The organism is Bacillus sp. 22475, assembly GCF_052044835.1.
GTDB classification, from domain to species: Bacteria; Bacillota; Bacilli; order Bacillales; family Bacillaceae_G; genus Bacillus_A; species Bacillus_A cereus.
On the sequence record NZ_JBQENW010000001.1, the window covers coordinates 22413 to 48031 of the forward strand.

The following is a 25619-nucleotide window of genomic DNA, read 5'->3' on the forward strand; positions in this document are numbered from 1 at the left end:
TTATATGTAAGGAGATTCCGAAAAAGAATACTTAATTGGATTAGAAGTGAGAGAAGGATGAGTGAAAATAGAATCTCCTATAGATTAAATCTTTTTTTATTCTTTTCTCCAATAAACGCCAAATACATCAATTTTAGTAATAGGGGCTTTTAAATTTCGTTGGTTTCTAAAGTCTGTCACAGCCTCAGCGCATGGCGGTAGCCCGTAGTCATCGATAATTATATAGCCACCTTTAGAAATTTTATCATATAAGTTCACGAGACCATCCATTGTGGATTCGTACATATCACCATCAAGCCGTGCAATTGCTATTTTTTCAATTGGTGCTGTTGGTAAAGTATCTTTAAACCAGCCTTTTAAAAATTTCACTTGATCATTTAGTAAATCATATTTTTTGAAATTCTCTTGTACTTGTTCTAAAGAGACACGTAAGTAATCGAATGTGTGCAAATAATCACCGTAATCTTTTGGATAGTGTTCTAGATTCGGTGCTGGCAAACCTTCAAATGAATCTGCGACCCACACATTACGATTCGTAATGTTGTTTGCTTGTAAAAAACCATTCATAAAAATGCACGATCCTCCGCGCCATACACCTGTTTCAATAAAATCTCCCTCTATATTTTCACGAACAACGGTTTCCATTGCCTCTTGTAATTGGTTCATACGTTCTCGACCGATCATGCTATGTGCTGCTCTTGGCCAATCCATTCCATCATGACGTTCACTTTTTGAAACATTTGGTTTTACAATTTTTAAGTTATGGTTTTCAGCATATTGCTTAATGAATAAAGGGAGGGGGACTGTAACTGGTTCGAATTCTAGTTCTTTCGAAATATGTAGAGATGCGGGTAAGTATGCCTCATATTCCAACCATATTTCAAATAAAATTGTCTTCTTTAGCAATTCGAGATAAAGCTGAACAGCAGATTTACTTTCCATATTTGTGCCTCCTGCAAAATGTCATACAACAATATGATTATGTAGATAGCGAATGTTTCATGATTGAATTTGAAATTGAAAAAGCAGTAAAACTGATATCAGTTTTACTGCTAAGTAAAAAATTAAGCGATTTTTTCAATAATAATAGATGCATTTGTACCAAGAGCTAATGATAGCCCAAGCCCTGTAACGATTACTTCAATTAATGATGGAGTTGTCGTAATTTGCGTAATTGCTTGAACAACGATAGGTGCTCCAACTGAGATTAAAGTGGCCCCAGTACCTGGAACAGATACCCCATTTACTTGGATTGTAAGTCCTCCTAATAGACTTACTGCTGCAGTGTATACGATAACAGTGATTTTATAGAATCCAGTTTGACTAATTACGAAAGTATCAGGATCTAATTGAGAAATTGCTGTACCAAACTGAGATCCAACAGTATTAAATGGTATTGGAGCATTAAGTCCAATATCCAAAGAAATCCCAGCGGAGTTAAATGCATACAATCCTGCTGGAAGCCCTAGTCCAGATGGTCCAGTCGGTCCAGTCGGTCCCGTAGCCCCAGTGTTACCAGTAGGCCCAGTAGGTCCCGTAGCCCCAGTGTCACCAGTAGGCCCCGTAGGTCCCGTAGCTCCAGTGTCACCAGTAGGCCCAGTAGGTCCCGTAGCCCCAGTGTCACCAGTAGGCCCCGTAGGTCCCGTAGCTCCAGTGTCACCAGTAGGCCCCGTAGGTCCCGTAGTCCCAGTGCCACCAGTAGGCCCGGTAGGTCCAGTAGTCCCAGTCTCACCAGTCTCACCAGTAGGTCCAGTAGGTCCAGTAGGCCCGGTTGGCCCAGTCGGAAGGGTAAACGGTGGTATCGGTGGTAATGTAGGTCCTACAAGATTAGGGTCAAATGCACTAGCTGATAAAGATTCATCGGGATTTAATCCATTTGAATAATTATTATTTGACATAAATTCACCTCCATAAAGCGTTCATTATATAGTAGATGCAAAACCGAAAGAAAATGACACGGACATTTGAATTATTGAAAAGAAATCTTAAACTGCTTGAACAATTTAAAAAAATGGAAAGTTTAGTATATGTATAACATATGATTGATTTGGAAGAGGGTGATTATGTTGAACAAGCAAGGAATTACAATTAGTTTATGTATGATTGTTCGAGATGAGGAGGAGACAATAGCCCGTTGTTTAGACACAGTTGAGAAAATTGTGGATGAAATTATAGTAGTTGATACAGGTTCCGCCGATCGAACGAAAGAAATCGTAGAGAAATACACTTCTAACATATATGATTTCCAGTGGATTGATGATTTTGCGGCAGCAAGAAATTTTTCTTTTTCAAAAGCGACGCAAGAGTATATATTGTGGCTAGATGCAGATGACGTATTATTAGAAGATGCTCAAGAAGCATTGAAACTTTTAAAAAGAGAATTAGATCCTAAAATTGATGCTGTTTCAATGCCTTATCACCTTGCGATGGATTCTAACGGGAAACCTTTATATTGTACAAAAAGAAATCGACTTGTAAAGCGTGAAAAACAATTCCAATGGTTTGGAAAGGTTCATGAGTATTTAGCTATTTCTGGTGAGGTTTTTAGTAGTAATGTTGCTATTACACATAAAAAAGAAAAAAAAGTAACAAATCGTAATTTGAAAATTTTTCAAAATACTGTAGCGGCAGGAGAAGAATTGAGTCCGAGAGATTTATTTTATTACGCAAATGAATCTACGGATAACCAAAAATATGATGATGCAGTTCTTCTATATGAAACATTTCTTAATCAAGACGAAGGATGGTATGAAGAAAAAATTTATGCATGTGGTAAGTTAGGAGATTGCTATGCAAAGCTCGGAATGTGGGAGAAGGCAATCGAATCTTGTGTGAAGTCGTTTCGGTATGGCGTCCCTAGAGGAGAGAATTGTACAAGAATAGGATATATATATATGGAACAAGAAAAATATAATGAAGCGATATTTTGGTTTAAACTTGCAACGGAAGTACCAATGGCAACGGAGAGTCCTTTCCATAGTCCAGCTAGCTACACATGGCTACCCTATTTACAAATGTGTATTTGTTATAGCAGGTTAGGGGAGCAGGATAAAGCGTATTATTACAATGAATTAGCAGCTTCTTATGTTCCGAATAATGCTGCAATTGAATATAACCGTAAATATTTTCGGGGAGTTTTTGATAAACCATATAAAGTGTAATAGGTTTCGTTTTTTAGAAATGATTTATCGTTATTCTAACTCTAATAGATTGGTTATATATTAGAGTATCAGTAACGTAACCAATATAAATAAAAGGTTTTATACTACTATTTGTGGGCTAATAATCAGTGGGGGATGAACAAAATCTGCACTTTATAGAATTCATATGAGATTTATATTTCTAATTCAATTTGCATAAGGAGTGTGTGAAATGAGTCGCGAAAAAAGTTCTTTATATGAAGAAAAATCCGAGCATTACTATAATGCAGCGAATCCGAATTTATTAAAGCATATAAAAAAGGAATGGAAAGAAGTTCTTGATATTGGTTGCTCGAGCGGTGCATTGGGAGCAGCTATTAAAGAAAACGGTACACGTGTATCAGGAATTGAGGCATTTCCAGAGGCGGCAGAAAAAGCGAAGGAAAGACTAGATCATGTTATTTTAGGGGATATAGAAAAAATAGATCTTCCTTATGAGGAGGGGCAATTTGATTGCGTCATATTTGGGGATGTATTAGAGCATTTATTTAATCCATGGGCTGTAATAGAAAAAGTAAAGCCATATATAAAGCAAAATGGTGTGATTTTAGCAAGTATACCAAACGTTGCTCATATTTCAGTATTAGCTCCCTTGCTTGCTGGAAATTGGACGTATACAGAATATGGTTTATTAGATAAAACACATATTCGTTTCTTTACATTCAATGAAATGCTAAGAATGTTTTTAAAAGCAGGATATTCAATTAGTAAAGTAGATCGTGTATATGTTGATCATAAAATGTATGAGCCACTTATTGAGGAGTTATATGGAATTTGTAAAAAATATCGTCTTGGAAGTGGCTTCATGGCTGAGACAGTTGTATTTCAGTATATTATTGAAGCTGAAAAATCACAATTATGAGTGCTGCGGACAAAACAATATTATTTGTTACATGTATAAATGATCGGAAATTGTATGCAAACTGCGTGCGACATATATTGCAATTGTTAGTACCGCCAGGATATATTGTCCAATTTATGCCGATTCGAAATGCGAAAAGTATGACGAGTGGATACAATCAAGCCATTTCGCATCCAGCAAAGTATAAAGTGTATATACATCAAGATGTTTTTATTATAAATAGAGCCTTTTTATACGGATTACTTCAATTATTTGAGGAACATGAACATCTTGGTATGATTGGGATGGTTGGAGCGCAATATGTTCCTCCAACTGGTGTATGGAACGAAGGGCGTGGAATTGTAGGAAAGGTCATTGGTTATATGAATGATTTGTTTTATATGGCAAGTTTAGAACAACCGTATCATGAATCAAAAACATTTATTCCTGTAGAATGTATTGATGGTTTATTAATGGCGACACAATATGATGTTCCGTGGCGAGAAGACTTATTTGACGGATTTGATTTTTATGATGTATCTCAATCGTTTGAATTTAAAAAAGCAGGATATACAGTTGGTGTACCTGTACAGCGCGATGCTTGGTGTATCCATTATCATTTTGATGTGAATATGACGAACTATGAAAAGTATCGAAAAATATTTGTGGAACACTATATGTCAGATATAAATAAGGAAGAATAAAAGGGGGGACAAAAATGAAAGATCATACAATATTAGTCGTTGTTTGTGTAAATAATGAGGAGCTTTTCAAACAATGTGAGAGCCAAATAAGAAACATTTTTGTTCCCCCTGGTTATGTCGTACAAATTTTTCCGATACGAGATGCGCAAAGTATGGCGAGTGCATACAACCGAGCCCTTTCATATCCAGCGAAATACAAAGTGTATATACATCAAGATACATATCTTATTAATCGAGACATGTTTTCTACACTTATATCTCTTTTTAAAGAAAATGAAAAGCTTGGTTTAATAGGAGTCGCTGGAGCTCAGTTTTTACCGAATAACGGGATATGGTGGGAAGGAAAAAATTTAGTAGGGAAAGTGATTGAGTATAGAAGACAGAATTATCAATTATTAAATTTAGATCAGGTTTTTTATGGTAATCAACCATTTTTGTCAGTTCAGGCAATTGATGGTTTATTCATGGCAACGCAGTATGATATTCCGTGGCGAGAAGATTTGTTTCAAGGGTTTCACTTTTATGATGTGTCACAGTCTTTAGAGTTTCAAAGGGCTGGTTATTTAATCGGTATCCCAAATCAAGCAAATTTATGGTGTATTCATTACAACGGGGATGAGTTTGATGCAGATACATATGAGAAGTACCGGAAAGTGTTTGTAGAACATTACAAAGATATATTATCTCCATCATAAAGGAGAGATGCAAAGTGAAAGGAATTATTTTAGCAGGTGGTACTGGATCGAGATTATATCCAATAACGAAAGTAACGAATAAACATTTACTTCCTGTTGGTCGGTATCCGATGATTTATCATGCGGTATATAAGCTAAAACAATGCGATATTACAGATATTATGATTATTACAGGTAAAGAGCATATGGGGGATGTTGTTAGCTTTTTAGGGAGTGGTCATGAATTTGGCGTGTCCTTTACGTATCGTGTGCAAGATAAAGCGGGCGGGATCGCACAGGCGTTAGGGCTTTGTGAAGATTTCGTCGGGAATGATCGTATGGTAGTTATATTAGGGGATAATATTTTTTCAGATGATATTCTTCCGTATGTTGAAGAGTTTGCAAATCAAAAAGAAGGTGCGAAAGTGCTATTGCAATCTGTAGAAGATCCCGAAAGATTTGGCGTAGCACATATTCAAAATCGAAAAATAGTTGAAATTGAAGAAAAGCCGAAAGAGCCGAAAAGTTCTTATGCGGTTACGGGAATTTATTTGTATGATTCGAAAGTCTTTTCTTATATTAAAGAATTAAAACCTTCTGCACGGGGAGAACTTGAAATTACAGATATAAATAATTGGTATTTAAAACGAGGGGTACTTACTTATAATGAAATGAGCGGCTGGTGGACTGATGCGGGAACTCATGCTTCGCTTCAAAAGGCGAATACGTTAGCACGGGGTATTAATTTTGGGAAACAGTTTAACGGAGAATAGGTGAGAATATGAAAGTTGTAGAAACAAATTTTACCGATGCAAAATTGTTAGAACCGAGGTTGTTTGGAGACGAGCGTGGCTTTTTTTCAGAGAGCTATAATAAGCAGGTGCTAGAAACATTAGGGATAACGTATTCATTTGTACAGGATAACGTATCTTATTCGGCTAAGGCAGGAACGATTCGAGGACTACACTTTCAAAAAAAACCGAAAGCACAAACGAAACTCATTCAAGTTATGCAAGGGGCAATTTATGATGTTATCGTTGATTTACGAAAAAAATCACCAACATTTAAACAATGGAAAGGATATATTTTAAGTGCAGATAACCATCGGCAGTTACTAGTGCCAAAAGGATTTGCGCATGGATTTTGCACGCTTGTCCCGCATACTATCGTTATGTATAAAGTAGATGAATATTATAGCGCAGAGCATGACTCTGGATTACTTTGGGAAGATAAAGATTTAGCAATTCCTTGGCCAGTAACAGATCCTATATTGTCCGATAAGGATCAGATATTGCCATTACTAGAGGAATATGAAGATAGTTTTTAAGTAGGAGAGTTGTTTATGAATATATTAGTAACAGGTGGGGCTGGATTTATTGGAAGTAATTTCGTTCATTACATGCTACAAAGTTATGAATCATATAAAATTATTAATTACGATGCATTAACATATAGCGGGAATTTAAATAACGTAAAATCTCTTCAGAATCACCCGAATTACTCTTTTGTAAAAGGAGAAATTCAAAATGGAGAGCTATTAGAATACGTTATAAAAGAGCGAGACGTACAAGTGATTGTAAATTTTGCAGCTGAATCACATGTGGACCGTAGTATTGAAAATCCGATTCCTTTTTATGATACAAATGTAATTGGGACGGTCACTTTATTAGAACTAGTTAAAAAATATTCGCATATAAAACTTGTGCAAGTATCAACGGATGAAGTGTATGGCTCTTTAGGGAAAACAGGGAAGTTTACAGAGACAACGCCGTTAGCTCCAAATAGTCCATATTCTTCAAGTAAGGCGAGCGCGGACATGATAGCTTTATCTTACTATAAAACATATCAATTACCGGTTATAGTAACGCGTTGTTCTAACAATTATGGGCCGTACCAGTATCCCGAAAAATTAATTCCGTTAATGGTTACGAATGCACTGGAAGGAAAAAAACTACCGTTATATGGTGATGGTTTAAATGTAAGAGATTGGTTACATGTAGCGGATCATTGCAGTGCAATTGACGTTGTTTTGCATAAGGGACGTGTAGGAGAAGTATATAATATAGGTGGAAATAATGAAAAAACAAATGTAGAAGTTGTGGAACAAATTATTACTCTTTTAGGAAAAACAAAAAAAGACATTGAATATGTTACAGATCGTTTAGGACACGATCGTCGTTATGCGATTGATGCAGAGAAAATGAAGAATGAATTTGATTGGGAACCGAAATATACGTTTGAACAAGGATTACAAGAGACGGTGAAATGGTATGAAAAGAATAAGGAATGGTGGAAACCACTAAAAGACCAGTAAGGGGCATGTTACATGAAAGAGAGGGTTATCATAACAGGAGCAAACGGTCAATTAGGAAAGCAACTATTTGAAGAGTTAAACTCTGAAGAATATGATATATATCCATTTGATAAAAAGTTATTAGATGTGACAAATATATCCCGAATACAACAAGAAGTACAAGAAATAAAACCACATATAATTATTCATTGTGCTGCCTATACGAAAGTAGATCATGCGGAGAAAGAGCAGGATCTTGCATATAGAATAAATGCAATCGGAGCTCGAAATGTAGCGGTTGCTTCACAATTAGTAGGGGCGAAGCTAGTTTATATTAGTACTGATTATGTATTTCAAGGCGCCAGACCAGATGGATACGGCGAATTTCATAGTCCAGCGCCGATAAATATATATGGAGCCTCTAAGTATGCGGGGGAGCAGTTCGTCAAAGAGTTACATAATAAATATTTTATCGTTCGCACATCGTGGCTATATGGTAAATATGGAAACAATTTCGTGAAAACGATGATGCGATTAGGAAAAGAAAGAGATGAAATATCTGTTGTAGCGGATCAAGTTGGCTCTCCTACGTATGTGGCGGATTTAAATATGGTTATTAATAAGCTCATTCATACTTCTTTATACGGTACATACCACGTATCAAACAGAGGTTCATGCTCTTGGTTTGAATTTGCACAAAAGATATTTTCGTACGCCAATATGAAAGTGAATGTATTACCTGTTTCAACGGAAGAATTCGGGGCTGCAGCTGCGAGGCCCAAATATTCTATCTTTCAACATAACATGCTACGATTAAATGGTTTTTCACAAATGCCGTCTTGGGAAGAAGGATTAGAGCGGTTTTTTATAGAAACCAAAAGTCATTAACAAATTTCTGTTAATGACTTTTTTGTTTGCCTTTAAGCGGTTTTATGGTACTATAATTATAGTATCAGGTACTAATAACAAGTATAAGTATTTCTGGGAGGATATATCATGGAACTATTACAAGGGAAAACATTTGTCGTTATGGGCGTTGCGAACCAAAGAAGTATTGCATGGGGAATTGCTCGCTCTTTGCATAATGCAGGTGCAAAATTAATATTCACATATGCAGGAGAACGTTTAGAAAGAAATGTTCGTGAATTAGCGGACACATTAGAAGGACAAGAATCACTTGTATTACCTTGTGATGTAACGAATGATGAGGAACTTACAGCTTGCTTTGAAACAATTAAACAAGAAGTAGGTACTATTCACGGTGTAGCACATTGTATTGCTTTTGCAAATCGCGATGACTTAAAAGGTGAATTTGTAGATACTTCTCGCGATGGATTTTTACTTGCACAAAATATTAGTGCATTCTCTTTAACAGCTGTAGCAAGAGAAGCGAAGAAAGTAATGACAGAAGGCGGAAATATTTTAACGTTAACATACCTTGGCGGCGAGCGCGTTGTGAAAAATTATAACGTTATGGGTGTTGCGAAAGCTTCATTAGAAGCGAGCGTGAAATATTTAGCGAACGATTTAGGTCAACATGGTATTCGCGTCAACGCTATTTCTGCAGGACCAATTCGTACGTTATCTGCAAAAGGTGTAGGCGATTTCAACTCAATCTTAAGAGAAATTGAGGAGCGCGCACCACTTCGTCGTACAACAACTCCAGAAGAAGTTGGCGATACAGCAGTATTCCTATTCAGTGATTTAGCACGTGGTGTAACAGGAGAAAACATTCACGTTGATTCAGGGTATCATATCCTAGGATAAATATAATATTAATTTTTAAAGGACAATCTCTAAATGCTGAGATTGTCCTTTTTATTTGTTCTGAGAAAGAACGATTTTTAACGAAAGTTCTTACCACGTGATGAATATAACTATAATAGTACACGATTTATTCAGCTACGTATGGAAGTGGGAGGGACGAGTGTGAAGAATAAAAATAAAAGTTCAACAGTTGGAAAACCGTTGTTATATATCACGCAAGTAAGTTTAGAACTTGCTGCACCGAAAATAAAAAGGATTATCCTGACAAATTTTGAAAATGAAGATCAAAAAGAGAAAAGTAATAGACAAGAAAATATTGTAAGCAGTGCTGTGGAAGAGGTAATAGAACAAGAAGAGCAGCAAGTGGAAGAAAAAATAGAAGAAGAGGAAAAAGAAGAACATGCAGAGCAAGAAAAGCAAGAAGAGCAAGAAGAGCAAGAGCCAGTAAGAACTGTCCCGTATAATAAATCATTTAAGGATATGAATAATGATGAAAAAATTCATTTTTTACTAAATCGCCCTCATTACATTCCGAAAGTAAGGTGCAGAATAAAAACAGCTACAGTTTCTTATATTGGATCGATCATATCGTATCGTAATGGCATTGTATCTATTATGCCGCAAAATAGTATGAGAGATATTAGGTTGTCTATAGATGATATCCAATCGATTGGTATGGCCGGCTTTTAAATATGTAAAGGTGGTAGAAATCTTCTACCACCCTAATAGTTTTTTAGTTTACTTAACTATAGAAACGTCGCGTAAGCATTGAATCGCACAGAAACAGCTTAAATCAACAGTAATGCAAGTAGTTGTCGATATTAATCTTGCATTTGGTACAGCTAAAAACGTACAAATTGGATCGTCACCAGGTGGTACCGGAGTACCGTCACCTAATACTACAGTTAATACACGTAGCACAGCACAGCTATCATCATCTACGCTTTCCACACGGAAAATTGGAGATCGGCAGCTAGTAAGGCTTGCTGATGGTGCAAATGCTTCAAAAGGTTCTCCAGTTTTTGTGTATAAAATAAAAGGGCGTGTATTTGCTACTGATGCAGTATTATGTGCACCTAAGAATGGGATTTCACAACCAGATCCACATGTTGTTGTAGAACAATCTTGTAATTCATTGATGAATTTTACAACGTCAACTACACAATGAGAAGAGCCATGGTGTTTATTTTCGTTACAACTCATTAATGTCACTCCTTATCTTCTTGTTTGTATTTACATTAATAAGATATTGGAGTCGAGGAGATTTGGTCACAATCTCAAGACCTTTTTTTTTAAATAGGCGAAAGAGGATAAGGGAAGGTGGAATTATGCTGTTTACAAGCTGGCTTTTATTTTTTATTTTCGCGTTAGCTGCTTTTAGGCTCACTCGTTTAATTGTTTATGATAAAATTACAGCCTTTTTGCGAAGAACATTTATTGATGAATTAGAGATTACGGAGCCGGATGGAAGTGTATCAACATTTACAAAAGTAAAAGGTAAAGGATTAAGAAAATGGATAGGTGAATTATTAAGCTGTTATTGGTGTACAGGTGTATGGGTTAGTGCTTTTTTATTAGTTTTATATAATTGGATCCCTATCGTTGCGGAGCCGTTACTTGCATTATTAGCTATTGCAGGTGCAGCAGCAATCATTGAAACGATTACAGGATATTTTATGGGAGAATAATATATTTTCATAATACGAGAAAAAGCGGAGTTTAAAAGAATGAGGGAACGGAAATAAAAAGTTGTTCATATAGTAAATAGACAGAATTGACAGTAGAGGAGATGTTTGCTGTGAGCAATAATCCAAGGCAGTATTCATATGACCTGCAGCAGTGGTATCATATACAGCAACAACACCAAGCACAACAACAGGCATATCAAGAACAATTACAACAACAAGGATTTGTGAAGAAAAAGGGATGCAATTGTGGGAAAAAGAAGAACACAATAAAACAATATGAAGAATGAAACACTCATGCTACTGTGAGTGTTTTTTATTATATATAAAAAGCGGTATTTCTGTATTAGAAATACCGCTTTTTACTAGCTAATTTGTGCAACTGTTAATGCTGCAGCACGAATGTCTACAGTTCCAATTAACTGAACTGGCACAATTTGAATTAAGTCACCAGGATTTAAGTTAATAAGAATAACCCCACTGGATACGTCTACTTCACCAGTACCAATAACGTTAGAACGAACTGCTGTACCTGATCCAGGAATAATGTTAGCTGGTGTATTTAATGATAAGAAGAAACGACCAGCTTCTGGTGCAGTAGGTACGTTATCAAGACTAATTGTTAATGTATAACTGATTTGATAAATACCAGCTCGTAGAATTCGAATGCCATCTCCGACACTTACTGTATCGTTGATTACAGGAACAGTAATATTTGGGTTTGGACTTACGCTAGGTAATAATAGTGGTGTAAATAGTGAAGCAAACTGAGGTGCAGACGCGTTGAAAGCAAAACCAAAGGCAGGTAGTGTACTAGCTGGCTTCGCCTCGCAATCGATTTTAGTAAATTCGCAATCAGAAGAGAACATGTTTTTCACTCCTTTATCTGTTTCTACTTTCAGTTAATGAAAAGGACAGGTTCTATGTTCTAGACAAGTTCCCAATTTTAAGAAATTTACATAAGAATACTCTTTAAGCATGGATTGGGTGGCAGAATTATCTGCCACCCAATCCATGCTTAACTCATTATTTAGTTTTAAATAGAAACATCGCGTAAGCATTGAATAGCGCAGAAGCAACTTAAATCAACAGTAATGCAAGTGGAGGTTGATATTAGTCTTGCATTTGGTACAGCTAAAAACGTACAGATTGGGTCGTCACCAGGTGGTACAGCGGTACCATCACCTAAAACTACAGTTAATACACGCAATACAGCACAGTCATCATCATCTATACTTTCTACGCGGAAAATAGGAGATCGGCAACTAGTAAGGCTTGAAGATGGTGCAAATGCTTCAAAAGGTTCTCCAGTTTTTGTGTATAAAATAAAAGGACGTGTATTAGCTACTGATGCATTGTTATGTGCACCTAAAAATGGAACTTCGCAACCAGATCCACATGTTGTCGTTGCACATTCTTGTAGTTCATGTATAAAACGAACAACATTCGATACACAGTTGAAATCACACTCATGTTGATGATCTTCATTACAATTGCAGCTCATTATGTTCACTCCTTCTCGTGAGTTCTGACATACACTATTACAATATGAGTGGGATATGGTTGATATTACGTTAATTCTTATGATAAAAACAAGGAATTTATATAGGAGGGATGTACATAACGCATTATAAAAAAAGACATCCTTATTTAATGGATGTCTTTTCAGGTAAATCTTTTCGCACAGTATATAAAAAACGAGATATATCTAATTTCTTTCCTCTGAAAAATTGCGGAGAAGAAATGTAAAGTTCTTCTTTCGCACGTGTAATGGCGACATAAAGTAATCGGCGTTCTTCTTCTAATGCTTCAGAAGTTTCCGTAACACGATCATTTGCATCTTTTAAAGAAGAAGTATGCGGCAGGATCCCATCACTCGCTCCAAGTAAAAAGACACATGGAAATTCAAGGCCTTTTGCGTTATGAATTGACATAAGTGAAACTGCATCTTTTTGCGGCATTGTTTTTAATGCTTCCATTTCTTTTTGACCTTGAATCGCTTCGTCAATAAATTGTAAATAAGCTGGAATATCGGTGAAACGAGTTGCAGACTCCATTAATTCTTCCAACATTTCTTCTTGTATGTCTTTATGCATCGTAAAGGAAGAACGATCGTTACTTTGTAAGTACTCTAAATATTTTCCTTTACCATGAATGATTTCTTTTAATGCTTTTTTCGGTTCTAATTCTTTAATAAATTTAATAAAATCAATACGCTCATTTACCTTTTTCACTTGAAAAGGTTTTAAGCCCGGATTTAATAATAAGAAATGAAGAAGAGAAGGAAAACGGCCTTCACCATATTTCCATTGTTCACGCTCAATAAATGAAATACAATCATCACGTCCGATATACATCGTCGGCAATATGTTTGAAAGTGATTCTAGTCGAAACGGCTCAATCACGAGTCTTAAATGATCTAATACAGGCTTAATTAAAGAATGTTCATAAAATGATTGGCTCGCCCCGTGTTTAATAAACGGGATTTTATGAATGGTAAGCTGATCAAGTAACGAACGGCTTACAGAATGTGTGCGATACAGTAAACAAAAATCTTTATAGTTTCGTTCACCGCTATCCACTTTTTCTTGAATGAGCTGTAAAATTTGATTTGCTTCATCAAGAGTCGTAGCAGGTCTTGCATAAAAAGGTTGTACACCTTCCTCACGAACGGAGTATAGCTCTTTATCAAAACGTTCTTGATTTAATTTTATAACTTCATTTCCAAGCCCGACGATAAAGGGATTGGATCGATAATTCGTATTTAGTGCAATGATTGTTGTGTTATCAAATTCTTTTGGAAAAGATAAAATAATTTGGTGACTTGCCCCTCGCCAGCCATAGATAGCTTGATCATCATCACCTGCGATGAACAAATTATTTCTTGGTGTGGCTAACAATTTTACAATTTCATATTGTGCATACGATGTATCTTGAAACTCATCTACTTCAATGTAGTGAAAACGTTGTTGTAATTGAGTTAGTAAAGGAGCATTATTTTCTAACATATAATATGTTTCCAATAAGATGTCATCGAAATCAATATAATTGTATCGTTGTTTTACTTCTTCAAAACGTTCATATACTTCTTTAAATTCTTGTTCCACTGGTGTTTTCGCTTTTACATCTTTCGGACGATTTAATTTGTTTTTCTCAAGTGAAATCATCGCGAGCATCGTTTCCGCATCGTAATCGTCTTTTAAACGCAATTCTTTTAAGATTTTCTTTATCATAATTTGTTTATGTTTTTCATTTGCTAAAATTTGCTGATTATACCCTTGACTACGAAGCAATTTTAAGAAAACAGAGTGGAATGTACCAGCAACAACGTAGCTACTTGCTGCATGATTCATACCTGGTAACTTCGCAACACGACTTCGGATTTCTTCAGCTGCTTTTTGTGTAAATGTAAGTAATAAAATATTTCGTGGATGAACTTGTTTTACATTTACTAAATAACCAACGCGAGTTGTTAAAACAGATGTTTTCCCGCTTCCAGCACCAGCTAGTGTGAGAACAGGACCTTCTGTTGTGCGCACGGCTTCTAATTGTTTTTCGTTTAAAAAAACATTTTGTTGTTCGAGAGCGCGGAAATAAGCCGCATCTACATCTTCTTCCATAATTAAATGGGTAGATGTTTTCGGAATATGATATGTCGCACGCGGAATATCAGCGTGTGTTAACGATTTTTGTGAAAATTTTTCTTGTGTCATATGTTCACCTTCAAAACTATAGCATCAACATTTAACTTTAGCGGAAGAAAAAGAAAATAGCAATGTAAAAAAACAGGAGGGGTCACCTCCTGCTTTCAAATTACAATTCTTTTATCATTACGACGTGCGGAATATTTGCTTCCATAAATACATCAGAACTCGTTACATAGCCAAGTTTTTTATAGAAATCTTCAGCATGTGTTTGAGCATGAAGTTTCAATTTTGGTAGCGAATTTTCTTTTGCATACGCTTCAAGCGCATCCATAATAATTTTTCCGATACCTTTTTTACGATGGGAACCTAGCACGCAAATGCGTTCCATTTTCCCTATACCATCAAGGGTGCGAAAACGTCCAGCACCAACTGGAACATCATTGTCATATATAACAACGTGTGTTGAAGTTTCTTCAAACTCATCGTACTCTTCTTCAGCAGAGACACGTTGTTCATTTACAAACACTTGTTTACGTACAGAGAATGCATCTCTTAGTTGTTCGTCCGTTTGTACAATCTGTGCGTGCAAATTAGTTGTTCCCCTTTCCAAGGTGGAATGTTTCGTGTACAGTCCATGTTCCATTTTCTAATTGATATAGAAGATGGAAACGATCAATTGGTTGCTCATAATAGAAATCTTTCATACGTAATCGACCCAATACATCAGCATGCTCTGCATCTGATAAGCCTTGTCCGATTGTTAAGTGAGGTACGAAAGCATATTCGCGTTCTTGCGTGAATAACCCGCCATGCATTTCTTCATTTAAGAAAGTAAGTTCAGGTGTTTTTTCTACTTTAAAATAAAGGACGTTATTAACAGGTGCGAATGAACCAACTTTCCCAACATGAAGGGTGAAAGGGTTCGTTTTACCTGCGATTGTATGTAGCTCGTTTACAATCGATTCTAATTGTTCATCTTGCGTCTCAAAGGGTGTTTTCAATGTAATATGTGGCGGAACTAATGCGTAGTGCGGGTCATAACGCTTACGCAATCCGTTCGCTTTATCTTGAATCATTTTAGATGGAAAAATTACAATGCCTAATTTCATGTTCCAATTCCTCCCTTTGTAAGTCTAGTTAGATTTTGAGATAAATAAATCTCTTTATCTATTATATCAAATTATTCTGAATACTGCTCTCTATTATTTCATTGATAGAATATGAGAGAAGGCTTTCGGTAAATCAGTTTGCCAATATTTCCAAGTATGATTACCTTCAAACTCCTCGTAATGCGTAATGAAATTTCTATCTGTAAGAAGTGTATTTAACTCACGGTTTGGTTCTACGAAATCAGATACTTGTCCATCAGTACGCTTTACAGCCGTTTCTTCTGTACCAATGACGTGATACAGTTCTAATGCTTGTGGATCTTTGAAGTCTTTTGCTAAGTTCATCACTGTCTCATCCACAAATGGTGATTGCATAACGACTTTACCGAATGTATGCGGATACATAAGTGCAGTCATAAAGGAAACTGTTCCGCCAAGAGAATCACCAATTAAAACACGACCTTTTCCCATTTGGTACGTTGGATAATTTTCATCAATATATGGTGCAAGTTCATGAGCAAGGAAACGAATATATGCAGCATTTTTCACTTCACTTGGGAAATATTTTTCTTTACGATCCTGTACATTTTTATATGGAATACCGACAATAATTGTACGGTCAATTTCTTCAGTTTCACGAAGGCGCTCAATTACACGGTGCGCTTTACCAAGCTGAAAATAATCTCTACCATCTTGTGCAATTACAACTGTATGTTTGTGCAGTGGTGTGTAATTTACTGGCAAATAAACGAGAAGCGTAACGTCTTCTTGAAGTGATGCGCTATAAAATGAAATTTCTTCAATTCTCCCTATTGTTTGACTCATGTAGATCCCCCTAAATAAAAATTTACTGTAACGATTGTAAGAGCGACGCTTGTAGTGAAAAAGGAAATAAATATTCACTAATTGGTGCCTTAATTTCTATTTTACCATAATGGTACGAAGAATCTAAAAAATTAGTATTTAAGTTACGAAAGAAAACGGATATAATGAAGTGGGATTTTTGACAGGTGAGAGGAGAGACAGGATTTGAAACAAGAAAAATCAATCGCACTACCATTGGCTATTTCTATAATTGCTATTTCCTTTGCAGCAGTTTTTGTAAAGATGTCCTCAGCACCATCTTCAATATTAAGTATGTACCGCTTATGGATTATCGTACTTATTATGCTGCCTATCGTATGGAAAAAAAGAGAGGAATTTAATAGGATTCAAATGAAAGATTGGGGCTTTTTAATTGGATCTGGTTTCTTTTTAGCACTTCATTTTCTTTTATGGTTTGAATCTTTAAAGCATACAACAGTTGCTAGTTCAACAATTATTTTGGCACTTCAACCGATCGTATCTTTAGTTGGAGGTTTTTTTCTGTTCAAAGAAAGAACAACATATTCAGCCATTGCAACGATGGGAATCGCTATTTTAGGCGTAATGTGCATTGGTTGGGGAGATTTAGGTTTAAGTAAGCAAGCAATTTATGGAGACATATTATCCTTTCTAAGTGTAATAGCAGTTGTCGGTTATTTATTTATCGGGCAAACGACAGTAAAGAAAGTATCACACTGGATTTATAGCTTTACAGTCTTTGCATTCGCAGGTCTTTTTATGGGGATTTATAATGTCATATTGCAAGTACCCTTTACAGGTTATACGAAGTGGGATTGGACCGTTTTTCTTTTACTTGCGGTTGTGCCGACAGTGTCACATGTAATTAATAACTGGCTATTAAATTATGTAAATGCAACGACAATTTCAATGAGTATTTTAGGAGAACCTGTTGGAGCATCTATACTTGCGTTCTTCTTACTTGGAGAAAAATTAAATGCAATGCAAATTATCGGTAGCATGCTCGTATTGTTTGGTGTATCTGTTTTCTTATTACAGCAACAAAAGCGAACAGCAAAAAATGTCGTAAACGATCCGGTGTACACACAGGAATTATAGTGTTAGGGGAGAAAAGAGAAGTTGTGATACTTCTCTTTTTGTTTTATAGAAATATGGGTGTAGAAGGGGGAGGGAAATGGCAGAGATATTAAAGAAGTATATGAAGAGTCTTACAACATTAAGTGAAGAAGAGCAGCAAATAATCCTCAGTGAATTACAAATTGAAGAATATAAAAAAGGAACAGTACTCCTAAGACAAGGAAATGTTCCGTTAAAATGTTATTTTGTATTAAAAGGATGTGTTAGGCAACATAGTATAGATGAAGCAGGGAAAGAAGTTACATCAAATTTTTATACAGAAGAACAGGCAATTTCGAATTTCAATCATCATAAACAAGATAAATCTTCATCATATACGTTAACGTGTTTAGAAGATTGTACTGTAGTTGTTGGTGATCTACATAGTGAAAAGGACATGTATAATAAGTATTCACAATTAGAAGAAATGACGCGTAAAATGATCGAGTACAATTTCGGTGAAGTACAAGATGAACTTGCTGTATTTATCTCATCGACACCAGAAGAGCGATATAAAACATTGTTACGGAAACGCCCGTATTTAATTAATCGCGTTCCACAATATCAGCTAGCAAGCTATCTTGGCATGACACCAGAATCATTAAGTAGAATTAAGAAACGGCTTAATTAGAGTGTTTACCACCTTTCAATAGTAGCCATATCGCAAGTCCTAATTCACCTGCAATCATAGGTAATTGGAATAGTGATTGTATGATTGAAATCATTGTATCGTATTTTGTAAACATTGTATTCATAACGTGAATTAGCATATAACCGGTAGCAGCAATGAACAGCAGTATGCTAATAAACTTTGGTATCTGTTTAGAGAGAAAAGCTACATAGCCTAAAACGAAAAGATGCAATCCAAAAATGATCAATCCTACAGACCAAATGTATTCGAATGCACTGAGAAACAACATTGTATATGTTTCTGGATTCGCAATTGTATTTTTTGAAAGCAATAATGCCAATATTAGATTGAATATAGCAATCCCAAGTATAGCTGTATACATAAGACGAAGCAAAGCGGCTAGTAATGAGAGGCTAGTATGGATTGGTTTTAGAAAGAAATAAAGAGCCCACGCGGCGACAATATCAGTAATAAAAATGGTAATCCACCCGAAGATTTCTGCTTTGAAAAGTGAATTTGAAGTTTGGATATTATGGAATGTTGTACTCGCATCTCCTTGTACAACGAGATTTCCATGAACAAAACCGTAAGAAAAAAATGCAATGAATGCCATAACAAGAAGAGAGGTGCTAGCAAATAAGGCGTACTTTCGTTCAGTCATAATACGTCCTCCTTTTCTAATATTGTTTTCATTGTAATAGGGAAGAGGAGGAGATTCATTGACTTAAATCAAGAGGGGGAAAGTTTAGTGGAATTTCCATCAAAAAAAGATGTATGGTTATATCCGATTTTTTTGTTGTCATAGGAGCGTGTTTTGCTCCTATATTTGCAGAGAGAGAATATTTTCTTTTATTTTTTACGATTCCGTTAGCCATAGTATTTATTTTTGGGTGGTTTTCAACCAAATATATTGTGGAAGAGGAAATGATTATTATTAGGTCAGGTTTTATTAAAAAACGTATTTTTATACGAGATATAAAACAAATTTCAAATACGAAAAATCCAATAGCAGCCCATGCATTATCATTTGACCGACTTGAAATTGTTTACGATACACATAAAACAGAAATTATTTCTCCAAGAAATAAAGAACAATTCATTAATCTTGTAAAAAGTAAAAAATCAAATATTGAAATCAAGTAAAAGAGTGGCTACAAAGCCACTCTTTTACTTTGGATTTGTCATATAAGGTTGTACATGAATGACACATAGGTCACGGAATTTGCCTTCAGCAGTTGTGACAATTACGATTGCTCTACCTGCATTTTTTCCAGTAATTGTCACGGTGTCGCCTTTTGGATATATGGTGATGATATCAGAATTCATATTTGACCAAATAAGCTCTTTATGCGTTGCTTGCATTGGCAAAATGGAAGCTGATAACACAATGTTTTGTCCCGTTTTTATTTTTAATTTATGTTTTTCCATATGAACACCGATGACTGAAATAACAGAAGGAGCAATTGAAATTTTAGGCGGGTTAGGTTGCATGTTTAAACAAGACGCAGAAGTATTTGTGATAGGTGAAAATTTTCGTGTTTGTTGTTGCTGGAAAGCTGCTAACATGTTGGAGTCCCCTTTCTGTATAAGTGCTGATACTCATACTATAAAGGAGTAGTGTTATGTTAAATTTAACGAAACATAAAGAATTTGTTAAATTTGATAAGAAGATTGTCGAACTGTAAAAAATCTCTGCTGTTACGATAACAGCAGAGATTTTTTTATAAATTATGACGATGTTGTTTTTCGAAATCCTCAAATTGCTCTTCAACTTCTTTTGAAGGTTGTGTTAGTAAACTAACAATTACGATTACTAGTAAACTAATAGTGAAACCAGGAATCATTTCATATAAGAATTCTTTTAAGAATTTGAATTGAGTCCAAATAATTACTGTAGCGGCACCAGAAATCATACCAGCAAGTGCGCCCCACTTCGTCATACGTTTCCAATATAAGCTTAATAAAATAGCAGGTCCGAATGAAGAACCAAATCCAGCCCAAGCGTATCCAACAAGAGCTAAAATCGTATCATTTTGTTTAAACGCTAAAGCGCACCCAACTAATGCAATAACAAGTACAGCCATACGACCGACGAATACAAGTTCTTTATCAGAAGCAGAACGTTTAAAGAATGTACGATATAAATCTTCTGTTATAGCACTAGAAGTAACAAGTAATTGAGATGAAATTGTACTCATAATAGCTGCTAAAATAGCTGCTAATAAAAATCCAGTAATAAGTGGATGGAATAAAATCTTTCCAAGCTCAAGGAAAATTGTTTCTGGGTTAGATAATGTTAACTCTTGTTGTGAGTAGTAAGCAATACCGATAAGGCCAGTAAACATAGCTCCGACAACAGAGAAAATCATCCAGCTCATACCAATTCTTCGTGCGCTTTTAATCTCTTTTACAGAAGAAATTGCCATAAAGCGTACGATAATATGAGGTTGTCCAACATAACCAAGGCCCCATGCAAATAAAGAAATCATTCCTAAAGTAGAGGCTCCTTTAAAAATATCTAAACGTGTTGGATCTACAGATTGAATTGTATCAAATGCAGGTCCAAGTCCGTTCGAATTCATAATTGTTACGATAGGAACAAGAATAAGAGCAACTACCATAATGATTCCTTGCACGAAGTCTGTCCAACTTACTGCTAAGAAACCACCAAATAATGTGTAAGCGACAACAACGCCTGCAACAATGAATAATCCAACGTGGTAGTTCATACCAAATGAATTTTCAAATAATACAGCGCCTGAAACTAATCCTGAAGCTACATAAAAAGTAAAGAAAATCATAATAACAAGTCCGGATACTAAGCGTAGCATGTGAGATTTGTCTTGGAAGCGGTGTTCCAAAAATTCTGGGATAGTAATAGAGTTGTTTGCAATTTCAGAGTAGGTACGTAAGCGAGGAGCGACATAAAGCCAGTTTGCGTATGCGCCTAGTGTTAGGCCGATCGCAATCCAACTACTACTTAATCCAACGCTAAACATTGCACCGGGTAATCCCATTAAAAGCCAACCACTCATATCGGATGCTCCAGCACTTAATGCTGTTACTGCGGGGCCTAGTGTACGCCCGCCAAGCATATAATCTGTTAAGTTGGACGTTCGTTTATAGGCGAAATAGCCAATTACTAACATCCCGAGCATGTAAATAGAGATAGAAGTTAAAGTTAACATCTGCGTACTCATGAAGTTCCCCTTCCTTTTGTCATGTCTTTTGATGCGTTATGCATATTTATAATCTATCATGATTATTCTGAAAAATCCATACGGAAATACGAATTTTCAGAAATGTAAGCGTTTTTTGACATCAATTTACTTTTTTAATATATAATATTCATACAAAAAACCTTATTTTTAATAGAGTATTTATTATATTTACATAAAAAGAGGTTGTTTTGTCAATATAATATTGAAAGGAGAGAAAAATAAAATTCTTTTAAAAGTATTGACTTATGAAAAAAGTTAGGTCTATAATGAGTGCAACTTAAAAAAATGCAAGCGTTGATGAAGAAGAGTACACATGATGAACATGTCAGAGAGCTGATGGTTGGTGCGAATCAGTATGGGATTGATGTGGAATGGGCTTCGGAGCTTCCAAACCGAAACGAAAGAAGTAGGCTTTGGCGACATGATCTCATCGATACAAGAGACACGTATTGTTTTTGATACGGTAAAGTGCGTTACATTTGTAACGAATTAAGGTGGCACCACGGGAGTACCCGTCCTTTCTATAGGATGAGTACTCCCTTTTTGTGTACAAAAAATTAAATAAATGAAATCGTTGAAGTAAGAAGAGTACGTATATTGGAGACGTTACAGAGAGCCGGGGATAGGTGGGAGCCCGGTGCGGTGCCATATACGGAATGGGCTTACGAGAGGTATGCTGAACAATTATTTTCAGTAGGCAACCCGGGTTCCGCCGTTACAAGGATAAGGTATATATTTTGTACCTGAACAAAGCGGGATGATTTTGCATCCAACATGAGGTGGTACCACGGTAAATTTATCGTCCTCTACATATTTTCGATATGTAGAGGACTTTTTTATTTTTCAGGGTGAGGTGAAGGACATGATGACGAAAGAAGAATTTATGAAACGAAAAAGAGAAGAAAAAACATTTTTAGTAATTACCGAAGAAGAAGGAGATAGCATTACGCCAATTTCTTTATATAGACGTATGAAGGGAAAGAAAAAGTTTTTATTAGAAAGCTCCCAGCTTCATCAAGATAAAGGACGCTATTCTTACTTAGGTTGTAATCCATATGGCGAAGTGAAAAGTGTTGGTACGGAAGTAGAACGAACGATTTACGGCAGGGCAGAAAAGCTGCAAGGTAACGTACTACAAGTGTTAGAAGAAATAATCGCACCATCACAAGTAGACAGCCCATTTCCATTTTGCGGAGGAGCAGTTGGTTATATTGGATATGATGTCATTCGGCAGTATGAAAACATTGGAGCGGATTTACGCGACCCATTAAATATTCCGGAAGTACACCTCTTACTATATCGTGAGTTTATCGTTTACGATCATTTACGCCAAAGGTTGTCGTTTGTACATGTATGCAGGGAAGATGATTCAGCAGATTATGAGGAAGTATACGAAAGGCTACGAGTATACAAAGAGGAAGTGCTACAAGGAGAAGAAGCTGAAGTAAATGAAATACAATCCACATTATCATTCACTTCTTCTATAACGGAAAAAGATTTTTGTGAGATGGTAGAAATGGCGAAAGAACATATAAGAGCCGGAGACATATTCCAAGTCGTACTGTCACAGCGTTTACAAAGTGAATGTATTGGTGATCCTTTCGCCTTATACCGAAAACTTCGAATTGCAAATCCGTCACCATATATGTTCTATATCGATTTTCAAGATTATGTTGTACTCGGTTCTTCACCGGAAAGTTTGCTATCAGTAAGGGAGGATAAAGTAATGACGAATCCAATTGCTGGTACAAGACTGAGAGGGAAAACGAAGAGGGAAGATGAGGAAATCGCAAAAGAACTGTTAGACAATGAGAAAGAGCGAGCAGAGCATATGATGCTTGTAGATCTTGGGCGAAACGATATTGGTAGAGTGAGCGAAATCGGCTCGGTTACGATAGATAAATATATGAAAGTAGAAAAATACTCTCACGTTATGCACATTGTATCTGAAGTTTACGGAACATTGCGAAAACAAATGAGTGGATTTGATGCATTAGCGTATTGTCTACCAGCAGGAACAGTGTCGGGAGCTCCGAAAATTAGAGCGATGGAAATTATAAATGAGCTAGAGAATGAAAAAAGAAATGTATACGCGGGTGCAGTTGGATACGTTAGTTTTTCAGGAAATCTTGATATGGCGCTCGCTATTCGAACGATGGTCGTAAAGGATGAAAAAGCATACGTTCAGGCAGGAGCGGGAATTGTTTATGATTCAGACCCAGTAGCTGAATATGAAGAAACGTTAAATAAAGCGAGAGCACTATTGGAGGTAATGAAATGATTGTACTAATTGATAATTATGATTCATTTACTTATAACTTGTATCAACTGTTAGGTGAATACGAAGAAGATATTGTAATCGTAAGAAATGATCAAATAACGATAGAACAGCTAGAAGAGATGAATCCAACAGGAATTGTGCTTTCACCAGGACCAGGAAAACCAGAGGATGCTGGTATTTGTATCGAAGTGATTCGTCATTTTTATAAGAACGTTCCCATATTAGGTATTTGCCTTGGTCATCAGGCGATTATATCAGCATTTGGAGGAGGAATTGTTCGAGCGGAGCGTATTAAACATGGGAAAACATCACGCGTGAAACATAATGGAACGTCAATTTTTTCATACGTTACACAGCCGTTAACAGCGATGCGCTACCATTCACTTGTTGCAGCGCAAACGAGTTTGCCACAGTGTTTTGACATACTAGCGACAGCGATGGACGATGGAGAAATTATGGCAGTTCGTCACAATTATTATCCGCTATTCGGATTACAGTTTCATCCGGAATCAATCGCAACAGAAGAAGGCGGAAAGTTAATACGTGCCTTTTTAACAGAAGTGAAAGAGGAGGAAAGAGTATGAATAACTATCTTCGTAAATTAGTGGAGGGACAACATTTAACAGAAGAGGAAATGTATAGAGCAGGGCTTCTTTTATTAAATGAAAACATATTGGAAAGTGAAATTGCAGCGTTCTTAGTCTTACTGAAAGCGAAAGGCGAAACAGCAGAAGAAATATACGGTCTCGTTCGAGCTCTTCGTGAAAAGGCATTACCGTTTTTGAACCATATACAAGGAGCGATGGACAATTGCGGGACAGGTGGTGACGGTGCCCAAACGTTTAATATTAGTACAACATCGGCATTCGTACTGGCAGGAGCAGGTGTAAAGGTTGCAAAACATGGTAATCGTGCTGTTTCTAGTAAAACAGGAAGTGCGGACTTATTAGAAGAATTAGGTGTAAATATTAGCAGTACGCCAAGCGAAATTGATTATTTACTAGAGCATGTGGGCATTGCATTTTTATTTGCACCAGCGATGCATCCAGCACTAAGGCGCATTATGAAAATAAGAAAAGAGTTAAACGTGCCGACGATCTTTAATTTAATTGGCCCTTTAACAAATCCAGTGAATTTAGAAACACAATTTGTCGGTATTTATAAACGAGATATGTTATTACCAGTTGCGCAAGTATTACAAAAGTTAGGCCGGAAACAAGCACTTGTCGTAAATGGAAGTGGTTTTTTAGATGAAGCATCATTACAAGGGGAAAATCACGTAGTCCTTTTAAAAGATAATGAAATAGTGGAAATGAGTATTGATCCAGAAAAGTATGGTTTTTCAAGAGTGAAAAATGAAGAAATTAGAGGGGGGAATTCAAAAGAAAATGCAAAGATTACAGTCGGCGTATTGAGCGGAGAAAAGAGTGTTTATCGCGATACAGTTTTATTAAATGCAGGTCTAGCTCTTTTCGCAAATGGAAAAACGGAAACGATTGAAGAAGGAATTAAACTCGCGGCACATAGCATTGACTCTGGAAAAGCATTAGCCAAATTAAACTTATTAATTGTAGCAAGCAACGAAAAATTAGAAAGGGTGAACTAAA

General features: G+C 36.1%; 29 protein-coding genes, 1 pseudogene and 2 other annotated features. Of the genes and pseudogenes, 18 read left to right on the top strand and 12 right to left on the bottom strand.

Annotated elements, in window-relative coordinates; translation table 11 throughout:
* Positions 1 to 96 precede the first annotated feature (96 nt).
* On the bottom strand, positions 97 to 942 hold the full coding sequence (locus ACTJJY_RS00120; protein ID WP_440604732.1) for a TylF/MycF family methyltransferase: 846 nt from the start codon (positions 940 to 942) through the stop codon (positions 97 to 99).
* 122 nt (positions 943 to 1064) lie between these two features.
* Entirely contained in the window at positions 1065 to 1898 is an 834-nt protein-coding gene (locus tag ACTJJY_RS00125; protein ID WP_440604733.1) for a BclA C-terminal domain-containing protein, read from the bottom strand.
* Between the two features lie 165 nt (positions 1899 to 2063).
* Between ACTJJY_RS00125 and ACTJJY_RS00130 the strand changes: the two genes are divergently transcribed.
* From ACTJJY_RS00130 to ACTJJY_RS00175, 10 genes are all read left to right on the top strand, one after another.
* Positions 2064 to 3161: a glycosyltransferase gene (locus tag ACTJJY_RS00130; RefSeq protein ID WP_440604734.1), complete on the top strand. Its 1098-nt coding sequence runs from the start codon at positions 2064 to 2066 to the stop codon at positions 3159 to 3161.
* A gap of 211 nt (positions 3162 to 3372) precedes the next feature.
* A complete protein-coding gene (locus ACTJJY_RS00135; RefSeq protein WP_000085805.1) occupies positions 3373 to 4062 on the top strand; it encodes a class I SAM-dependent methyltransferase in 690 nt (229 codons plus the stop codon).
* Complete coding sequence (locus tag ACTJJY_RS00140) at positions 4059 to 4745, top strand: glycosyltransferase family protein (RefSeq protein WP_001271180.1); 687 nt, start codon at positions 4059 to 4061, stop codon at positions 4743 to 4745. Before ACTJJY_RS00135 ends, ACTJJY_RS00140 begins: the two co-directional genes overlap by 4 nt.
* A gap of 14 nt (positions 4746 to 4759) precedes the next feature.
* Entirely contained in the window at positions 4760 to 5440 is a 681-nt protein-coding gene (locus ACTJJY_RS00145; protein ID WP_000651524.1) for a glycosyltransferase family protein, read from the top strand.
* A gap of 14 nt (positions 5441 to 5454) precedes the next feature.
* Entirely contained in the window at positions 5455 to 6192 is a 738-nt protein-coding gene (locus ACTJJY_RS00150; protein WP_053565006.1) for a sugar phosphate nucleotidyltransferase, read from the top strand.
* An 8-nt stretch (positions 6193 to 6200) separates the two neighbouring features.
* The gene (gene rfbC, locus ACTJJY_RS00155) at positions 6201 to 6746 is read left to right on the top strand and encodes a dTDP-4-dehydrorhamnose 3,5-epimerase (RefSeq protein ID WP_000869415.1); all 546 of its coding nucleotides are present in this window, start codon (positions 6201 to 6203) and stop codon (positions 6744 to 6746) included.
* A 15-nt stretch (positions 6747 to 6761) separates the two neighbouring features.
* Entirely contained in the window at positions 6762 to 7733 is a 972-nt protein-coding gene (gene rfbB / locus ACTJJY_RS00160; protein WP_440604735.1) for a dTDP-glucose 4,6-dehydratase, read from the top strand.
* Positions 7734 to 7745: 12 nt separating this feature from the next.
* Complete coding sequence (rfbD, locus tag ACTJJY_RS00165) at positions 7746 to 8600, top strand: dTDP-4-dehydrorhamnose reductase (protein ID WP_440604736.1); 855 nt, start codon at positions 7746 to 7748, stop codon at positions 8598 to 8600.
* A gap of 108 nt (positions 8601 to 8708) precedes the next feature.
* Positions 8709 to 9479 carry an enoyl-ACP reductase FabI gene (fabI, locus tag ACTJJY_RS00170; protein ID WP_000421885.1) on the top strand — a complete coding sequence of 257 codons (771 nt, stop codon included), beginning with the start codon at positions 8709 to 8711 and terminating at the stop codon, positions 9477 to 9479.
* A gap of 141 nt (positions 9480 to 9620) precedes the next feature.
* Positions 9621 to 10169 (top strand): spore coat CotO family protein, encoded by a 549-nt coding sequence (locus ACTJJY_RS00175; RefSeq protein WP_440604737.1) that lies wholly within the window; start codon positions 9621 to 9623, stop codon positions 10167 to 10169.
* Between the two features lie 48 nt (positions 10170 to 10217).
* Here ACTJJY_RS00175 and exsY read toward each other — a convergent pair whose 3' ends face one another.
* Complete coding sequence (gene exsY / locus ACTJJY_RS00180; protein WP_075718995.1) at positions 10218 to 10682, bottom strand: exosporium assembly protein ExsY; 465 nt, start codon at positions 10680 to 10682, stop codon at positions 10218 to 10220.
* Between the two features lie 125 nt (positions 10683 to 10807).
* Between exsY and ACTJJY_RS00185 the strand changes: the two genes are divergently transcribed.
* Positions 10808 to 11167: a DUF1360 domain-containing protein gene (locus ACTJJY_RS00185; RefSeq protein WP_440604738.1), complete on the top strand. Its 360-nt coding sequence runs from the start codon at positions 10808 to 10810 to the stop codon at positions 11165 to 11167.
* Between the two features lie 101 nt (positions 11168 to 11268).
* Positions 11269 to 11454: a cytochrome C oxidase subunit III gene (locus ACTJJY_RS00190; protein ID WP_440604991.1), complete on the top strand. Its 186-nt coding sequence runs from the start codon at positions 11269 to 11271 to the stop codon at positions 11452 to 11454.
* 75 nt (positions 11455 to 11529) lie between these two features.
* Here the strand turns inward: ACTJJY_RS00190 and exsF are convergent, their stop codons facing one another.
* The 6 genes from exsF to ACTJJY_RS00220 form a co-directional block, all read right to left on the bottom strand.
* Positions 11530 to 12033 (bottom strand): exosporium protein ExsF, encoded by a 504-nt coding sequence (gene exsF / locus ACTJJY_RS00195; protein WP_000492943.1) that lies wholly within the window; start codon positions 12031 to 12033, stop codon positions 11530 to 11532.
* A gap of 167 nt (positions 12034 to 12200) precedes the next feature.
* Positions 12201 to 12668: a spore coat protein CotY gene (gene cotY / locus ACTJJY_RS00200; RefSeq protein ID WP_001277719.1), complete on the bottom strand. Its 468-nt coding sequence runs from the start codon at positions 12666 to 12668 to the stop codon at positions 12201 to 12203.
* A 142-nt stretch (positions 12669 to 12810) separates the two neighbouring features.
* Positions 12811 to 14877 carry an ATP-dependent helicase gene (locus ACTJJY_RS00205; protein WP_440604739.1) on the bottom strand — a complete coding sequence of 689 codons (2067 nt, stop codon included), beginning with the start codon at positions 14875 to 14877 and terminating at the stop codon, positions 12811 to 12813.
* Between the two features lie 100 nt (positions 14878 to 14977).
* Positions 14978 to 15400 carry a GNAT family N-acetyltransferase gene (locus ACTJJY_RS00210; RefSeq protein WP_213743831.1) on the bottom strand — a complete coding sequence of 141 codons (423 nt, stop codon included), beginning with the start codon at positions 15398 to 15400 and terminating at the stop codon, positions 14978 to 14980.
* Between the two features lies 1 nt (position 15401).
* Positions 15402 to 15920, bottom strand: coding sequence for a YjcG family protein (locus ACTJJY_RS00215; RefSeq protein WP_000765871.1), 519 nt, complete (start codon positions 15918 to 15920; stop codon positions 15402 to 15404).
* A 93-nt stretch (positions 15921 to 16013) separates the two neighbouring features.
* Positions 16014 to 16745, bottom strand: coding sequence for an alpha/beta hydrolase (locus ACTJJY_RS00220; protein WP_000084015.1), 732 nt, complete (start codon positions 16743 to 16745; stop codon positions 16014 to 16016).
* Positions 16746 to 16949: 204 nt separating this feature from the next.
* On the opposite strand from ACTJJY_RS00220, the gene ACTJJY_RS00225 reads away from it, so the two are divergent.
* Both ACTJJY_RS00225 and ACTJJY_RS00230 read left to right on the top strand, forming a co-directional pair.
* Positions 16950 to 17861 carry a DMT family transporter gene (locus ACTJJY_RS00225; RefSeq protein WP_097997084.1) on the top strand — a complete coding sequence of 304 codons (912 nt, stop codon included), beginning with the start codon at positions 16950 to 16952 and terminating at the stop codon, positions 17859 to 17861.
* Positions 17862 to 17937: 76 nt separating this feature from the next.
* A complete protein-coding gene (locus tag ACTJJY_RS00230) occupies positions 17938 to 18510 on the top strand; it encodes a Crp/Fnr family transcriptional regulator (protein ID WP_440604740.1) in 573 nt (190 codons plus the stop codon).
* On the opposite strand, the gene ACTJJY_RS00235 is transcribed toward ACTJJY_RS00230, so the two are convergent.
* Positions 18503 to 19171 (bottom strand): DUF4386 domain-containing protein, encoded by a 669-nt coding sequence (locus ACTJJY_RS00235; protein ID WP_440604741.1) that lies wholly within the window; start codon positions 19169 to 19171, stop codon positions 18503 to 18505. The genes ACTJJY_RS00230 and ACTJJY_RS00235 overlap by 8 nt on opposite strands.
* A gap of 87 nt (positions 19172 to 19258) precedes the next feature.
* Between ACTJJY_RS00235 and ACTJJY_RS00240 the strand changes: the two are divergent.
* Positions 19259 to 19653 (top strand): annotated as a pseudogene (locus tag ACTJJY_RS00240) (PH domain-containing protein).
* Between the two features lie 24 nt (positions 19654 to 19677).
* Here ACTJJY_RS00240 and ACTJJY_RS00245 read toward each other — a convergent pair.
* A complete protein-coding gene (locus ACTJJY_RS00245) occupies positions 19678 to 20076 on the bottom strand; it encodes an Ig-like domain-containing protein (protein ID WP_440604742.1) in 399 nt (132 codons plus the stop codon).
* A gap of 155 nt (positions 20077 to 20231) precedes the next feature.
* Entirely contained in the window at positions 20232 to 21710 is a 1479-nt protein-coding gene (putP, locus tag ACTJJY_RS00250; RefSeq protein WP_440604743.1) for a sodium/proline symporter PutP, read from the bottom strand.
* Between the two features lie 306 nt (positions 21711 to 22016).
* Positions 22017 to 22254, top strand: a binding site (T-box leader).
* Between the two features lie 42 nt (positions 22255 to 22296).
* Positions 22297 to 22541: a binding site (T-box leader), on the top strand.
* 52 nt (positions 22542 to 22593) lie between these two features.
* Between putP and trpE the strand changes: the two genes are divergently transcribed.
* Genes trpE through trpD form a run of 3 tightly spaced genes read left to right on the top strand, consistent with a single transcriptional unit; the run spans position 22594 to position 25618 of the window.
* Positions 22594 to 24012 (top strand): anthranilate synthase component I, encoded by a 1419-nt coding sequence (gene trpE, locus ACTJJY_RS00255; RefSeq protein WP_440604744.1) that lies wholly within the window; start codon positions 22594 to 22596, stop codon positions 24010 to 24012.
* Positions 24009 to 24596 carry an aminodeoxychorismate/anthranilate synthase component II gene (locus ACTJJY_RS00260; protein WP_440604745.1) on the top strand — a complete coding sequence of 196 codons (588 nt, stop codon included), beginning with the start codon at positions 24009 to 24011 and terminating at the stop codon, positions 24594 to 24596. The genes trpE and ACTJJY_RS00260 overlap by 4 nt, the downstream gene beginning before the upstream one ends.
* Positions 24593 to 25618: an anthranilate phosphoribosyltransferase gene (gene trpD / locus ACTJJY_RS00265; RefSeq protein ID WP_440604746.1), complete on the top strand. Its 1026-nt coding sequence runs from the start codon at positions 24593 to 24595 to the stop codon at positions 25616 to 25618. The genes ACTJJY_RS00260 and trpD overlap by 4 nt, the downstream gene beginning before the upstream one ends.
* Position 25619 lies beyond the last annotated feature (1 nt).

What these genes read in the sequence shown, in the direction of transcription:
- ACTJJY_RS00120 (WP_440604732.1), bottom strand. Translation starts at nt 942, where the DNA reads ATGGAAAGTAAATCTGCTGTTCAGCTTTATCTCGAATTGCTAAAGAAG.
- ACTJJY_RS00125 (WP_440604733.1), bottom strand. Translation starts at nt 1,898, where the DNA reads ATGTCAAATAATAATTATTCAAATGGATTAAATCCCGATGAATCTTTA.
- ACTJJY_RS00130 (WP_440604734.1), top strand. Translation starts at nt 2,064, where the DNA reads ATGTTGAACAAGCAAGGAATTACAATTAGTTTATGTATGATTGTTCGA.
- ACTJJY_RS00135 (WP_000085805.1), top strand. Translation starts at nt 3,373, where the DNA reads ATGAGTCGCGAAAAAAGTTCTTTATATGAAGAAAAATCCGAGCATTAC.
- ACTJJY_RS00140 (WP_001271180.1), top strand. Translation starts at nt 4,059, where the DNA reads ATGAGTGCTGCGGACAAAACAATATTATTTGTTACATGTATAAATGAT.
- ACTJJY_RS00145 (WP_000651524.1), top strand. Translation starts at nt 4,760, where the DNA reads ATGAAAGATCATACAATATTAGTCGTTGTTTGTGTAAATAATGAGGAG.
- rfbC (WP_000869415.1), top strand. Translation starts at nt 6,201, where the DNA reads ATGAAAGTTGTAGAAACAAATTTTACCGATGCAAAATTGTTAGAACCG.
- rfbB (WP_440604735.1), top strand. Translation starts at nt 6,762, where the DNA reads ATGAATATATTAGTAACAGGTGGGGCTGGATTTATTGGAAGTAATTTC.
- rfbD (WP_440604736.1), top strand. Translation starts at nt 7,746, where the DNA reads ATGAAAGAGAGGGTTATCATAACAGGAGCAAACGGTCAATTAGGAAAG.
- fabI (WP_000421885.1), top strand. Translation starts at nt 8,709, where the DNA reads ATGGAACTATTACAAGGGAAAACATTTGTCGTTATGGGCGTTGCGAAC.
- ACTJJY_RS00175 (WP_440604737.1), top strand. Translation starts at nt 9,621, where the DNA reads ATGGAAGTGGGAGGGACGAGTGTGAAGAATAAAAATAAAAGTTCAACA.
- exsY (WP_075718995.1), bottom strand. Translation starts at nt 10,682, where the DNA reads ATGAGTTGTAACGAAAATAAACACCATGGCTCTTCTCATTGTGTAGTT.
- ACTJJY_RS00185 (WP_440604738.1), top strand. Translation starts at nt 10,808, where the DNA reads ATGCTGTTTACAAGCTGGCTTTTATTTTTTATTTTCGCGTTAGCTGCT.
- ACTJJY_RS00190 (WP_440604991.1), top strand. Translation starts at nt 11,269, where the DNA reads ATGTTTGCTGTGAGCAATAATCCAAGGCAGTATTCATATGACCTGCAG.
- exsF (WP_000492943.1), bottom strand. Translation starts at nt 12,033, where the DNA reads ATGTTCTCTTCTGATTGCGAATTTACTAAAATCGATTGCGAGGCGAAG.
- cotY (WP_001277719.1), bottom strand. Translation starts at nt 12,668, where the DNA reads ATGAGCTGCAATTGTAATGAAGATCATCAACATGAGTGTGATTTCAAC.
- ACTJJY_RS00205 (WP_440604739.1), bottom strand. Translation starts at nt 14,877, where the DNA reads ATGACACAAGAAAAATTTTCACAAAAATCGTTAACACACGCTGATATT.
- ACTJJY_RS00215 (WP_000765871.1), bottom strand. Translation starts at nt 15,920, where the DNA reads ATGAAATTAGGCATTGTAATTTTTCCATCTAAAATGATTCAAGATAAA.
- ACTJJY_RS00220 (WP_000084015.1), bottom strand. Translation starts at nt 16,745, where the DNA reads ATGAGTCAAACAATAGGGAGAATTGAAGAAATTTCATTTTATAGCGCA.
- ACTJJY_RS00230 (WP_440604740.1), top strand. Translation starts at nt 17,938, where the DNA reads ATGGCAGAGATATTAAAGAAGTATATGAAGAGTCTTACAACATTAAGT.
- ACTJJY_RS00235 (WP_440604741.1), bottom strand. Translation starts at nt 19,171, where the DNA reads ATGACTGAACGAAAGTACGCCTTATTTGCTAGCACCTCTCTTCTTGTT.
- ACTJJY_RS00245 (WP_440604742.1), bottom strand. Translation starts at nt 20,076, where the DNA reads ATGTTAGCAGCTTTCCAGCAACAACAAACACGAAAATTTTCACCTATC.
- putP (WP_440604743.1), bottom strand. Translation starts at nt 21,710, where the DNA reads ATGAGTACGCAGATGTTAACTTTAACTTCTATCTCTATTTACATGCTC.
- trpE (WP_440604744.1), top strand. Translation starts at nt 22,594, where the DNA reads ATGATGACGAAAGAAGAATTTATGAAACGAAAAAGAGAAGAAAAAACA.
- ACTJJY_RS00260 (WP_440604745.1), top strand. Translation starts at nt 24,009, where the DNA reads ATGATTGTACTAATTGATAATTATGATTCATTTACTTATAACTTGTAT.
- trpD (WP_440604746.1), top strand. Translation starts at nt 24,593, where the DNA reads ATGAATAACTATCTTCGTAAATTAGTGGAGGGACAACATTTAACAGAA.